General features: G+C 67.5%; 5 protein-coding genes. 2 read left to right on the forward strand and 3 right to left on the reverse strand.

Annotated features, from left to right (window positions below; genetic code table 11):
• Nucleotides 1-61 precede the first annotated feature (61 nt).
• Genes ACPV3N_RS10470 through ACPV3N_RS10480 form a run of 3 tightly spaced genes read right to left on the reverse strand, consistent with a single transcriptional unit; the run spans nucleotide 62 to nucleotide 12254 of the window.
• Nucleotides 62-3103, reverse strand: coding sequence for a CHAT domain-containing protein (locus ACPV3N_RS10470; RefSeq protein ID WP_440117330.1), 3042 nt, complete (start codon nucleotides 3101-3103; stop codon nucleotides 62-64).
• On the reverse strand, nucleotides 3100-10539 hold the full coding sequence (locus ACPV3N_RS10475) for a hypothetical protein (RefSeq protein ID WP_440117332.1): 7440 nt from the start codon (nucleotides 10537-10539) through the stop codon (nucleotides 3100-3102). Before ACPV3N_RS10475 ends, ACPV3N_RS10470 begins: the two co-directional genes overlap by 4 nt.
• Complete coding sequence (locus tag ACPV3N_RS10480; protein ID WP_440117334.1) at nucleotides 10539-12254, reverse strand: ShlB/FhaC/HecB family hemolysin secretion/activation protein; 1716 nt, start codon at nucleotides 12252-12254, stop codon at nucleotides 10539-10541. The genes ACPV3N_RS10475 and ACPV3N_RS10480 overlap by 1 nt, the downstream gene beginning before the upstream one ends.
• A gap of 429 nt (nucleotides 12255-12683) precedes the next feature.
• Between ACPV3N_RS10480 and ACPV3N_RS10485 the strand changes: the two genes are divergently transcribed.
• The gene (locus ACPV3N_RS10485; protein ID WP_440117336.1) at nucleotides 12684-13235 is read left to right on the forward strand and encodes a hypothetical protein; all 552 of its coding nucleotides are present in this window, start codon (nucleotides 12684-12686) and stop codon (nucleotides 13233-13235) included.
• The gene (locus ACPV3N_RS10490) at nucleotides 13213-13815 is read left to right on the forward strand and encodes an HD domain-containing protein (protein WP_440117338.1); all 603 of its coding nucleotides are present in this window, start codon (nucleotides 13213-13215) and stop codon (nucleotides 13813-13815) included. Before ACPV3N_RS10485 ends, ACPV3N_RS10490 begins: the two co-directional genes overlap by 23 nt.
• Nucleotides 13816-13849: the final 34 nt, after the last annotated feature.

Raw genomic sequence — 13849 nt, forward strand, 5'->3', positions numbered from 1 at the left:
GCATCGCCCCGCGTCACGGGTAGGCGCGCGCGCCCTAAGCTCGCCCGTCCCTGCCGCCCTCCTAACGGGTCGCGAGGATCGGCTTCGCTCCGTCGCCTACGATGACGAACGCGGCCCAGTAGAATGGATGGGACGTGTCGGGATCATCCATGAGACCCTGCTGCGCCTTGTCGAGCGCCTGGGCCAGCGGAACGTCGGGACCAGCGTCGAGAAGCCCGCTTATCAGGCGCTTGGTCGCGTCGAAATCGTCCGGCACGGGCCAATGGCTTGCAAGGACGGTCCGCGCACCGGCACCCACGAATGCCCGTACCAGCCCGTCCAAAGCGTAGTTGCCGCCGGTCGTGACGCCGGCTTCGCGCGAGGCGCTTACCGTGGCCATGCCAGCCGTATCGCACGCGGAGAGGATGACGAGGTTCGCATCCAGATTGAGATCGAAGATCTCGCGGAAGCTCAGGAGTCCATCCGAACCTGAATCGCCGAACGAAGTAACGAGGGCCGGGCGCGCCGGACAGCCCCGGCGCGGCGCGGACACGAGACCGTGCGTCGCGAAGTGGACGATCTTGTACTGGTCCAGAGTCTTGTCGCTCAGCAGCTTGCTGTCGGTGAATTGCTCTCCGGTGCGTACCTCGCTCGCACCGCTCGTCAGGCGAGTTTGCGCGAAAAACAACTCGTCGGGCGCGATCGGCCGCTGCCAGACCGCCAGCGGCCAGTCGCACTCGCTTGCTACGACGCCGATCGGGCGCTCCTGCGGCAAGGCATTGCTACCCAGGCCGAGATAATTGCGCGGCGCCCTCGACGGCTCGAGCGCGCGAATGTCGAGGAAGCCCCGCGGGCTCACCGCGATCGAAACCTTCCGCCCGCGCCCGAGCCAGTCGACGCCCGTAAAATCGAACTCGTCCGCGCGGGGGTTCTTCATCCGCTCCTTGTAGGCGGTGACCCCCTTGTCCGCGGTCACCAGCACGTTCGGCGGCAGTTGCAGCATGGGACCGTCGGGCTCGAAAATGAGGTGGTCCAGCGACTGGACCTCGGCATCGACCTGTCCGAACAGCTTCACGTACAGCTTGCGCGCGGCTTCGACATCGAACGGAAGGTTGATCGTCTGGCCGCCCAGGACGGTCACCACGCTGTCGCGGATCGTCTGGACTTCCTTCTCGAGGTCGCTGACTTGCCCGTCGAGGGGCAGGACACGCGCGCCAGCCGAGGTGACCATCAGCCCGTAGAGGTCCTGACCGACCACGATGAGCTTGTAGTACCCTTCGCCGGCCTTCAGCCCCTTCTGGAGATCGGTGAGTTCGAGCGACTGCGGGGCAAGCGCGCGGTACCTCGGAAATGCCGACAGCTGCGATGTCAGCGCGGCCTGTTCCTGCCGGAAAGCGGCAAGCATGGCCTCGGCACCCCGCAGTCTCTCGGTGTCCTCCGCGGTGGGTTCTTCGATGGCCTGAAGGCGTGCGATTTCCACTTCCTGCCGGGCGATTTCGCGCCCGCGCCTGATGGCGAGCCGGAAGAGCGACGCCGCCTCGTCGTTGCCGTCGGACAATTGGCGGGCGAGGACCGCCTGGGTCTGCGCGACGCCCGGCCGCTCGAGCACCTGGGAAGCGCTGAACGTGGCCGCTGCCGCGTCGGCATCGCCCGCACGCGCCAGCAGCTTGAAGTACGGCCCCAGCAGCGAGCGCAGCGTCGGCCCGACGTCAGGGACCCCGGGAGCTGCCTTCACCACGTCTTCGTAAAGCCTTCGCGCCCCGGCAACGTCTCCGCTGCGGCTCAGGAACGAGGCCTTGCGCGCCCTTGCCGCCAGCAGGGCAGGGGAATTGGGATAGGAGTTGCCGATCGCGGCAACGGCGTTGTCGAACGCACTTCGCGCGTCTTCAAGGCGGCCCTGCGCCTCGGCGATCAGGGCGAGTTCCATCTGGATTTCGGAACGCAGGAACCCGGTCGAAACGACACGGCCGTCGCGCACTGCGTCGATCGCTTTCGCCGCTTCCTCGAACAGGCCCGTCGCCCTGTCGAGGTCGCCCAGCTGCCGGTGCGCGATGCCGGCGAGCAGTTTCGATTGCCCGTCGAGAACTTCGGCTCGCTCCTGCTCGGTCAGGCCGGGATCGAGGCCGCCGAGCCTCTGCAGGGCCAGGTTCTCGCGATTGATCTGGTCCGACAGGCTGAGATTGATCACGCCCGCGCGAAGCGCCTCTTCCAGTGCCTCGTCGCTGACGGGAGGGACCGGCTCGCTGAGAGCGGACAGCGCATCGGCCGAGCGGCCCTGGTTGAGCATGTCGATCGCGCGGTAGTTGCGCAGCAGTCGTTGGCCCACCCCGTCGCCGCGCGGGACGGCCCCCGTCGCCTGGTCGAACATCCGGCGCGCGCCTTCGAAGTTGCCCAAGTTCGACAGCTGCAGCCCCTGGTTGAGCAGCGATTCGGCATGCCGGCGCGGATTGTCGCGATTGCGCGCGGCGGCGGCTTCGAAAAACTCCGCGGATTCGGCAAACCGGCCGCCATTGTTGCGCGTGTACCCTTCTTCCACCGCGTCGGCTGCCTCCAGCAGGCCCGCCTGCACGCGCGCAAAAGCCGCGGGATCGCTGACCTCGGTCGAGGCGACGCGAATTTCGCCCGGCTGGGGCGCGTCCCTGACGATCGAGGCCAGTGCGAGCCGCAAGGCCGGGTCGTAGCCGGCAAGGCCCTCGGCCAAGTAGGCCGTACCCGCCCGTTCGATGGCATAGCGGCGATAATCGACCTTGGCGGCCTCGTCGCGGCAGGTGACCATCTCGACAGGGCCGAGTCCCTCGATCTCCGTGCGGGCGACCTGCCCGCAATCGAGGGACGGCAGCCCGGGTCCATTGGGCTCGCGGAGCAACGCCACTGTCCGCCGGACCGCGAGCACGTTGCCGACAGAGCCGGCGGCATCGCGGCAACTCAGCCGGTACGCCCGGTCGAACATCCCGCCGATGCGCGGATCGGATGGCGCGTTCTGGGCGGTGCAGGCGACCCCCGAGGTCCCGACGCGGAACGAATTGCGGACAGACAGCGGAGTGTTGGACTGGCCCATCACGGGGGTGGCAAGCGCAATCGCAATGGCTCCCGCCGAGGCCGCGGCGAAGATACGATCGATCATGGATTGTCTCCGGCCGGGGTGTCTTCGGGCACTGCGGAACCCAGCAGCGCAGGGTTACCCGCTCCGGCGACCGGTTCGACGACATTGACGACCGGGTTGAGGTCCCGCGTGTTGATGAGCGGGGAAGGGGGGGCGATCGGGGCCGATGCCGCGGCGCTCTCGCTTTCTTCCTCCTGCTCCTGGCCAGCATCTTCGTTTTCGCCCGAACCGTCGCCGGACGACCCGGATTCCGCAGTCGGCGGCGCCACCGGCGCCGGTGCAAGCGGCGTCGCCTGGACCACCGTGATCGTGCTCGCGATCGATGCGACCGGGTCTCTCGTCCCGGTGGTGCACGCCCCGGTCGTGAAGACGCACCCGTTGAGCTGGCTGTTGCTGCTGAAACCGGCGAACTGCTCGCTGTCGGGGGTGGGGTCGGCCTGTACGAGCGCGAAAGCGGCCGCCCCGGACACGGTGCCGGTACTGGTCTGGAACTGCCCGTTGATAACGATCTGCGCACCTCCCGACGGCGGCGTGCCGGCAACGGTCACCTCGCTGTTTTCGAAGGTGGTCAGGAAACCCGCCGGAACCTGCGCGGTGCCGGTGTTCTGGATGTAGAAGGTGTCGGTCGGGAAGATCTCGAGTCCGGCGGCGTTCAGCACGCCTTCGGGTCGGGCAACCGCCAGCGGCCGATTGATATCGGCGATCACGCCCTGGTAGCGGGGATCGGCCCGCAGTCGCGTGAGGATTTCTTCGCTCGCGACATGGATGTTGTTCGCTTCGATGAACACGATCCCACCGAGGCCGCCCGAGGGGTCGGCTAGCCGGACCGAGCCCCCGGTCGCCTCGATTTCGACCGTCCCGGACAAGAGGCCGAGCGCCGTCGATGCGGCAAAATCGGTCGCGTTGATTGCCCCCGAGACACGAAGAATACCCGCGGGCGTCTCGGTCTCGCGGTTTCCGGTGGCCAGGATCAGCGTGCCCCCGGCCCCGTAGAGCTGGCTGCCCGTGACCGTCAGGTTGCCGATGGTCATGTCGGTCGCCTGTGCGGTGTCGGCACCGACGATCACGATCTCGCCCCCCCGGATCCGGGCGAACTCTGCATTGTCGAGGACGTAACCCGCCGGGGACCCAAGGCCGTCGCCGATGAACATGCCCGCCGCGTTCGTCGTGGCAAGTTCGATTACGCCAGACGACGACAGCGCATCCAGCGATCCGGCGGAGGTGATCGCGATATCGCCCGAAACGACCGTGATGCCGGGAGATCGCCAGGCGCCCCCAACGGTCGCCAAGCCGCCGAAGGACAGGTCGATGAAGCTGGAGGCAGAAATCCCCTGCGCGCTCAATGCGCCCGTTCCGGCACCCCACAGGCTGTTTGCCTGGATTGCTCCGCCGAAGCTCGCCGACCCGCCGATGGCGATCGGCACTGCGCTGAAGATCGGCAGCATGCCGTTCGCGCCGCGGAACGGCTGGAACACGTTGTTCACCGAGCCCGCCGCCGATGCGTTGCCGAAATAGACAGCACCGCCCGGTGCAGTGATCGAGCCGGTCGTCAGACTGCCGCCTGCCAGCAACAGCACGTCGCGGCCCGCTAGGTTGCCGGTCGTGATGGCGCCCGAGGTCTGGATTCCGAGGTCACGAAGCGCGCTCACGGCGCCCGCCGATACCGGACCCGACCCGCCGGCGATGGCCACCTTGTATTGCGCGCCCGGTGCGGTGCTGGGATTGGCAATCCCGGCCTGGGCGGACCCGTTTATCGTCACTCCGTTCGCCGCGGCGATGAACACCGAATCGCCGGCGTTGAGGTTGTCGGTGCTCACGGCGCCCGCAGTGGAGCGCAGGTCGATCGAACCCGAAGCCGTCGTGCTGAGGACCCGCAGGCCTGCATCGCCGCTGAGCTGGACCGAGGTCGCCCCGATGGTGTTGGTCTGGAACAGGCCGGTCGATGCACCTCGCAGGATGCCGGTCAGGATCTGGCCCGATATCGTTACCGGACCTCCCACCGGGACCGGCTGCGACGCGAGGATCGGCGCCGGATCGAACCCGCCGCCGACGGTGCCGCCAAGCGCCTCCATCGAATTGCTGGCGATATATATCTGGCCTGCGCCGGAAGTCGTGATCGAGCCCGTCGTCAGCGACGTGCCGGGCAGCGCGAGGAACAGCTGCGATGCGTTTACGTCGCCAACCGCGATAGCGCCGGGCGACGAGACGCCGATCGCAGTCGCGGCGGACAGGTTTCCGGCCGTTATGCCGACCTGCGAGCGCAGGCCGATACGGTAGCCGTCCACAGGGGATGAAACCGGGTTTACGAGGCCCGCGGACACCGCCCCGGTGACGAGCGCTCCTCCGGCGTCGACGAAGACGCTGTCGCCCGACGTCAGGGCGCCGGTGGTGATTGCCCCACCCGCCGTAAGGTCGATCGTCTGGCCGGAAACGATCGCTCCGGTGGCCAGCGACGAACCCGCGTCGAGGGTGACGCCCGCGCCTGTCAGCGCATCGGTCGTGATCGAACCTGCCGCGAGCAGTTCGATGTCGCCGTCGGTGGCGATGCTGCCGGTCAGCACCGAACCGTCGAGATCGAGCAGGAACCCTCCGGGGAACGCGAAGTTCGCATAGGCCAGGAAGTCGAGCCCCGTCGCGATCGACGGCAAGCTTCCGACGGTAAACGTGCCGAGGGTTGCGGGGCGCGTCGCGGGAAGGACGAAGTTGCCCGCATGGAGCGTCAGGGCCCCGGTGTTCACGGCAGAATTGTCGAGCGACACCAGCATCTGCCCGGGCGTCGAGATGCTCAGCCCGCTCGCGATGTTCACCGTCGATTGTGAGGCCAGCAAGTTGAACGGCTGGGCCGTCACCGTCACGGGCGCGAGGACGGGAACGCCGGTCGTCGTATCGAGAACCTGGAGAACCGTCGTCGAGGCGTTCGGTGCCGAGTCTCCGGTCGTCGTCAGCGAGATGCTGTTCACGTTGACGTCGGATTGGCGGATGAACAATCCGCCCTCGGTGCCGCCCCCTGCCGAGTAGAAGGAAAGCCCGTCGACCGATCCCGTGCCGCCGAAGCCGTGGGCGCTGAAGACGATGTTGCCCGCGGTCAGGGACCCGCGTTCGGTGCGGTTGAACCGCTGCGTCACGGTGACACCGAGATCGCCGGCATACCCGTCGCCCCCGGCGCCGGCCGTTGTACCAAAGCCGCCGTCTCCGCCGAAGCCTGACCCGTCGAAGATGAAATCGCCGAACGTCACGGGAGAGCCGCGGACGAGCAAGCCGGCGAAGCCGCCGTAGCCCAAGCCCCCGTTGCCCCCGTTGCCCACCGTCGTTCCCGATCCGCCGTCGCCGCCCGCGCCGCCGAACCCGCGCGCCACCGCATTGACCACTCCGAAAGTCGCTGAGCCGGTGTTGCTGGGGGTGTCAACGCCGCTGGCGGTCCCGATGTTCATGCCGCCGCCGAAGCCGCGCCCGCCCGTGCCGCCGTTCGCGCCCGGCGCGGTTGTACCCCCGCTGCCGCCGGCACCTCCAAAACCGCCAAAGCCGTCGGCGAGAACGGTCGTGGTGCCATTGACCTCCAGTACCCCGCGCCCGGCATTGCCGAGGGCAAAGGCAAAACCGCCGTAGGCATCGCCGCCGACCCCGCCGGCCTGGCCGGAAAGGCCTTCGCCGCCGAAACCACCCGAAGCGCTGACGTCGATGACGAGGTCACCGACCGAAACCCGGCTCGGTCCGTTGACGCTTTGCGCTTCGATGCCCGCGGTGCCGGAAAAGGCCGTGCCCCCTCTGCCGCCGCCGGGCTGGGTCGCGTTGCCGCCAAATGTTGCGGCACTGAAGACCGCCGTTCCAGCGACGTCGATCGTTCCGTTGAACGATCCGATCAGCGCCCGCGGGGTGCGGAAAGGCCGCACGCTGATGGCATCACCGCCGTTGACGCCGTCGCCGCCTGTCGCGTCCGCTTCCAGCTCGAGGAAGCCGCCGACATCGATGTCACCGCCGTTGACGAACATCCATGCGCGGCCCGAGCCGGCGGTCCCGCCGTTGCCGGTCCCGAAGGCCGAGCCCCCGTTCGAGCTGGCCTCGATTATGACGTCCTGGAGCGAAATGGTGCCGCGCAGGCCGGTTCCGTTGTTGTCGCCGGCGAACACTTGCGCAAAACCGCTGCCCGCGTTGCCGCCGTTACCGCCGTCCCGGCCGTCGCCCCCGGAGATGTCTCCGTCAAGAGCGGTGAAGCCGGTCACCGTGAGGCTGCCGTTGTTCACCCCGATGAAGGCGTTATGTGCGTTGGGATCGGGGTTGGCAAAACCGTGCCCGCCGTTCACCCCGTCGCCGCCCACCGCGTTGCCGTCGACCTCCAGATCGCCGTTGAGGGTCACGTTTCCGTTGTTGACGATGACCCGCGCCGATCCCGCGGTGCCCGATCCCCCGTCGCCCGTCCCGGAAGCGAACCCTCCGAATGCGTCGACGTTGACGACGAGGAATTCCGATGCGGTTGCATTGAGCGTCGCACCGTTGGTCGCGAATATCTGCGCGGCCCCGCCGATCCCCGCGCCGCCGTTGCCCCCGGTCCCGACGCCGGTGCCGCCAAGGCCGTCCGCGCGGACCTCGATATTCGTGAAGTCGAGCGTGGTCGAGCCGCCGGTCGCCTCGAGGGTGGCGAACCCGCCCTGGCCGCTGCCTCCATTGCCGTCGGTGCCCTCATCCGGCGTTCCGCCGTCCCCGCTGGCGTCTACCTGCAACGAACCTCCGCGGATCGCTCCGCCGCGCATCTGCAGCCGCGCAGTGCCGCCGGTGCCGTTGCCGGCTTGTCCCACCTGACCGCCACCACCCACGCCGCGCGCCTGAACGATGAGAGAGGATGCGTCGATCGTGCCGTTGTCGAGGAACAGCTGCGCCGTGCCCGCGGTGGCATTACCGCCGATGGTCCCGGCAAACCCGGCGCTGTTGCCTCCGAAACTGTTGGCACTGACCTGAAGCAGAGGCGCAGTGGACTGCGGGTCGACCGTGATCGTTCCGCCATTGAGGACAGCAATGGTGGCGCTGCCGCCCGTCGCGTTTCCGCCGATGCCTCCGTTTCCTCCCGCATTCTGGGAGAAAACGAGAGTCTGGCCGGTCGCGTTGAAGGTGGCGTTGTCCACCGTCAGGTCCGCCGAGCCGCCGCTCGCATCGCCGCCCCGCCCGGCGTCCGTGCCATTGCCGCCCACCGCGCCCGGTCCTCCGCCAGGAAGCGCAGTCGTGAGGATGCCGCCATTGCGGACCGTTACGTTGCGAATGCCCCCGAAAGCATTGCCGCCGTTGACGACACCGCTGGGGGGCTCGACCGAGAAGGGGACGCCTCCGCCTTGAGCGAAGGAGCTGGGGAGGAGGTCCGCCGACGTCATGGTCGCGTTGTCGACCGTGATGAAAATGCTGCCACCGGTGGCCGTACCGCCGGTCGTGCCGCCGACCGTGGCGGTGCCGCCCGTCGCCCGTGCGATGATCCGGATAAGGCCGAAGCTGCCGGTCGTCGCCGGGCCGTTCAGAACGGCACCGTTCAGCACGTCGATGGTGGCGGTGCCCCCGGTTGCCGCACCGCCCGTCGCATCGCCGCCGCCACTGGTCCAGCCGCCGAACGCCTCGGCCGACAGAAAGTCGAGGTCGCCGAAGTTGCCCTGCCCGGTGACATTGCCGTTGGCGACGGAGATCGTGGATCCGGCGTCGCTTGCGAATATGCGGGCGGTGCCGCCAAACCCGGCACCGGCTCCGCTCCCCGAATCGGCGCCGCCGACGCCATCGGCGGCGACATTCAGCTCGTCGGTCGAGAAGCTTCCGCCGCCGTTTACCGAGAGTATCGCCGTTCCGCCGGTCCCCGTTCCCCCCGAACCACCGGCGCCATTGCTCGACCCGGCGATCCCGTAGGCGTGCACGCGGGTGACGCCCCCGACCGCGACAGTGCCGCCTGACGCGGTTACGCTGGCATTGCCGCCCGTCGCGCTGCCGCTGAAGTCGGTGAACGCACTTGCACCCACGAAGGCGCTTCCGCCGACGGCAATCGATCCCCCGGAACTCGCCGCGATCCTAGCCGACCCAGTGGTCACTGCCGCACCCGGCGCGCTTGCCGCCTGGTTGTTTTCGACGATCACATCCCCGCCGACGGTGATTGCCCCGCCTGCGTCCGCGTCAACCGCGGCGAAGTTGGTGACCGAAAAGCCGCTTGCGGGCGCCGCGATCTTGGGATCGAGCGCCTCGGCCAAGAGGGTTCCCGCGACGTTGATCTCGCTGCCGGCGCCCGAGGCACGAACCTGCACGCCGTTGAAGTTGGGATCGGAGGATCCCTGCGCCCCCGCCGCCGAGAGGTTCGAGGCGAAGTTGATTACCTCGCCCCCATTGGCGAAGACGAAGGTGTTCGAGGTCGCCTTGGCCGTGACGGCGGACGTGAAGTCCTGCGAACCGGTGATGGCGATCGACGCCTGTCCGCTGCCCCCGCCTGCCGAAGGCGCGAAGGACGGTTCACCGGCAAGGACGTCGTAACCGGCAGACAGAACGACGGCGTTGCCGTCCACGTCGGCGGCATCGGCAATATCGAAGCCGAGCGAACTGCCCGCGCCGATCGCCATGGTGATCGCGTCGTTCTTGGGGACCGCGACCATGTAGATGCGGCTTGCATTTCCGATGTCGCCGGCCGGTCCGGTCGTGGTGCCGGTGTGGGACAGCGTCGTGCCCGTCCCGCTGGTGCCCGACGTGACCTGGATGTCGAACAGGCCGTCGGTCCGAAGCGTGATGGTCGCGGCGTCTGCGCTGACGAGCGCCGACACCCGCTTGCCGTCGATCGCGCCGCCCTGGTTGATCACCGGCGCAACGATGGCGAGATAACTGCCGAGGCCGGGTGCAGTCCCGGTAATCTGCGCACCCGGCTGGATGGTTACCGCCGATCCAGGGCGGACGGCGCCGTTGAACTGCACGAATTCGCCCCCGGCGCCGGACTGTTCGAACACGCCGCCGACGACCGCGGGATCGATGCTGGTCAGGCCGAGATTGCCGACGTTGAACACGGCGCTGGAGCCGATGATGATCCCGCCGGGAGTGTAGAAATAGACCGTGCCGCCCGGAACGTTCGACTGAAGCTGAAGCTGCGAGATGACCGTGCCGTTGAACTGGATCGGACGGCTCGGGTCGGTCGGCAGGATGCGGTTGAGCACTGAAAAGTCGGCCGTCGACTGGAAGGTCGCTGTCGTGCCGGCGGGCTGGAAAATGATCGGGACGCCAGGATTGGTCGTGTCGAGGCCGGGGAAGACCGTCCAGTTGATGACGGCATCGGAAGAAGTGATATCGACCGTCGTCGTCCCCGTTCCGGTGGAGATCGACCCGCTTCCCGACGAGAAGGTGCCGTTGCCCTGGAACGACTGCGCCCGGCCTTCGGTCGCGCCGGCGACGAGGCCGATCGCGAGCGCGAACGTGGAACAGTAGGCGAGCGCGCTGCGGCTGCGATCCTTGCGCATCAGTTGGTCCTCCAGGGAAGAATTCGCGTCGATAGTGTCAGCAGGAAGCGGGCCTTCCCGCGTGTGGTCTGGATTGCCGTTCTTTCGAGCGGAACGGCCATACCGGCGTCGAGCTGAAGCCGGTCACCCAGGTAAGCGCGGATGCCTCCCCCCGCAGAAGTCAGCCTGTCCGTGCCTCCAGGGCCCTTGTTCCAGACCTTGGCCCGGTCGGCGAAGGCATACGGTTGGACGCGCAGTTCCGAGCTTTCGAGAAGCTTGTAGCGTCCGCCGCGAAGCTCCACGCTCGCGCCTACGCCGCTGTCGCCCAGGATCGCGCCGGGATCGTAACCGCGTCCGACGGTGTAGTTTCCGCCCGTGAATTCTTCAAAGCTGAGCAGCGGGTCGAAAGCGTATTGCGCCCGGGGCTGGATCGCCACCGCGATATCGGAACCCAGCGCATATTCCAGCTCGCCGGAAAAGCGGACGAGGCCAGCGGTCGGATCGCCGTCGAGCCTGCTCGGCGGTGTCGTTCCCGCCGGGCACCCGACGCCGCCGCATCCCGGGGATGCGCCGAACAGGTCGATCGCCTTGCGAACCTCGAACGAGGCGCCCGCGCGCCATTTCGGGCGGATGTTGTCGAGGTCGATCGAATCGAGGTCGGCGCGAAGCCAGAGGATCCGCAGCTTGTCGCGCGACAGCTTGCCGATGAGATCGACGTCCTGGTCGACGAAGTCGAAGCCGCCGCCGATCCACACGTTTTGGCCCTGCGTTCGGGTTACCGGATAGCGCGCGCTCACCTGCGCGAACAGCGTACGCGCCGTCAGCTCGGGTCCGGCGGGCGCGGCCGCCCCCAGATCGGGCTTGGTCCACGCGTAGGTGAACTGGCCGCCGACCACGAGGCCCTCGCCCCCGGGCCGGAACTGGTGGCTCGCCTGGACGATCTGCTGCTCAGCGAAGTCGGCGGTCGAATAGAAACCCAGCGAAGTCGCGTCACCGAGCCCGGTCAGGCCGAAGGCCTGAGCGCGCACCTGTCCGCCCCAGCGGCCGGTCTCGGCGGCGGCGAGGTTCTGCACCGTGAGATCGACGGTGTAGCGCCGGCGAACGACGGTTACCTCCCCGATCAGGTCTCCCGGAGCGGTGCCGGCGGGCTTGAGCGTCAGCTGGACGTCATATCCGGGCAGGTCGCGCGCGAACAGGAGATAGCGTTCGGCGCGGTATCGATTGAAGACCTCGTCCTCGCCGAGGCGCCCGAGATATTCCTCGAGCTTGCGTTCCGCCCCCCGTGTCTCGCCGCGGGCACGGATCGCGCTGATGCGGGCATAGAGGACTTCCAGCCGCACCTCGCCATTCTCGATCCGCTGGGTCGGCACCTGGACCGCGGCGAGGTAGCCCTTGTTCCGCAGGATCGTCGCCGCAGCGTCGCGGATTTCGCAGATGACGGCGACCGATTGCGGCTGGCCGGCGAAGGGCTTCCAGGCCGCCTCGAGTTCGGTCGGAGCTGCCCCCTTCAGATTGTTGAAGGTGACGTTGCTGATCGTGACGGGAATGTCCTGATACTGCGGGTCCGCCAACGGACAGGGCGAGCGCTCGATCCCCCCCGAGATCGAAAGCTGCGCAGGGGGCCCCGCCTTGGGCCGGCTGATGGATTCAAGCTCGTCGCGAGTCGGAGCTCCGGTCGGAGCCGGCAGGGCCTGGGCGAATGCCGGTCCACCCACTCCTGCCACTGCCGCCGACATGGAGGTAGCTGCCAGCCAATAGCAGAGGCTTGCGCGCGCGTGCGCCATTCGGATTCCCCCAAACTTAGTCCCAAGCAACCCGAATGTTCTCTTTGGATAGGGACACTACTCTCCTGATTTGAAACGTCAATCGGCTCAAGGCTGCCAGAAAATTCGAAGCGGCTTCATCGCCCGTCTGTGGCCGGTCGGCCGCTCGAACTCCGACAGGCCGGTTCATGGACGATGCGAATTCGCGGCCCCGCCGAAGCAGCGCGCACCCACGAATGCCCATTGAACAGTGCACGAATTCGCTTATGTTGCGATTGGGACTTCTGAATAGGGCGTCCCGAATTTCCGCTCACAACTGAGCGCTGCAGAGAAGGCCGAGCGTAACGCCCGTCTTCTCGCCGGAGGCAGCGCACCACGCTCGGCTGCTCTAGGAGGCAGTCGATGGACCGTTGTGCCTATCGTTTCGGTTTCTCGTTCGCCGTTTACGACGACTGGTGGGCGAGAAACCCCATCAGCCTCGACGTGGAGTCTTACAGCGAGGCTGCATTCGCACGTTTTCAGCGCTGCACGCTCGACAGTTACCTCACGGAATTGGCGCGGCGGTGCCACGAGCGATTGCTTCACGCGTATCGCCTGCTCAACCCTGCCGCTCCATACCCCGAGGGTCATCGGCGCTACGGCCCCTACGTGCTCGACCGCCTGATCTGCCCGTGGGACCGGTTGTGTGTCCTGTACCGCTCGATGCACTTCGACGCCCAGATCGATTTCTTCGACCAGCATCGCCTTCGCGAGGAGCGGCGCTGGCGCCGCTTTATCGAAGACACCTGCATGACCCCGTTCACCGAACGTGCCGAATGGACCCGCTCGCTGCTCGAGGGAGTGGGGGGCCTCGCGCCCGATCCCCGCTCGACCAGTCTCCCGATCGAGGAACTGTTCGACGCCATCATTGCCACCCTGAAAGGAGAAGACCATGAACATGCCTGGCTCATCTAGGCCCGACGATATCGTCCGCCTGCTCGATGCGGCGCACTTCGCCGCGGAGAAGCACCGCAACTGCCGGCGCAAGGACGCCGGGGCCACCCCCTACATCAACCATCCCTTGCGGGTCGCGCAGGTCCTTGCCGAAGAGGGGATCAGGGAAGTCGACGTCCTCATGGCGGCGCTCCTCCACGATACGGTCGAGGACACCGAGACTACGACTGAAGAACTTCGAGCGCGGTTCGGCGCGACCGTGGCTGGCCTCGTCGCAGAGGTCACCGACGACAAGGCGCTCGACAAGCAGGTGCGCAAGGACCTTCAGGTCCTCAAGGCACCTAACAAGTCGGATCGGGCCAAGCTGATCAAAATCGCCGACAAGATCAGCAACCTCGAGGACCTTGTCGCGCGCCCGCCCGACTGGCCCCGCGAGCGGATCGAGCAATACCGCGAATGGGCCAGCCGCGTCATCGCCGGATGCAGCGGGGTCAACGGGAAGCTCGATGCGCGCGCGCTCGCCCTGTGCACGGAGTGTAAGCCGCACGGAGCTGAAGGGGCCGACCGCGGAAAGGGGGCAGTCGGCCTCGCAGCCGGTTAATCTGGTCGAGCGGCGGGCCCCACAGCGGCCGGCC

This window comes from Tsuneonella sediminis, from assembly GCF_051912845.1.
Lineage (GTDB): Bacteria > Pseudomonadota > Alphaproteobacteria > Sphingomonadales > Sphingomonadaceae > Tsuneonella > Tsuneonella sediminis.

What these genes read in the sequence shown, in the direction of transcription:
- ACPV3N_RS10470 (WP_440117330.1), bottom strand. Translation starts at nt 3,103, where the DNA reads ATGATCGATCGTATCTTCGCCGCGGCCTCGGCGGGAGCCATTGCGATT.
- ACPV3N_RS10475 (WP_440117332.1), bottom strand. Translation starts at nt 10,539, where the DNA reads ATGCGCAAGGATCGCAGCCGCAGCGCGCTCGCCTACTGTTCCACGTTC.
- ACPV3N_RS10480 (WP_440117334.1), bottom strand. Translation starts at nt 12,254, where the DNA reads ATGTCGGCGGCAGTGGCAGGAGTGGGTGGACCGGCATTCGCCCAGGCC.
- ACPV3N_RS10485 (WP_440117336.1), top strand. Translation starts at nt 12,684, where the DNA reads ATGGACCGTTGTGCCTATCGTTTCGGTTTCTCGTTCGCCGTTTACGAC.
- ACPV3N_RS10490 (WP_440117338.1), top strand. Translation starts at nt 13,213, where the DNA reads ATGAACATGCCTGGCTCATCTAGGCCCGACGATATCGTCCGCCTGCTC.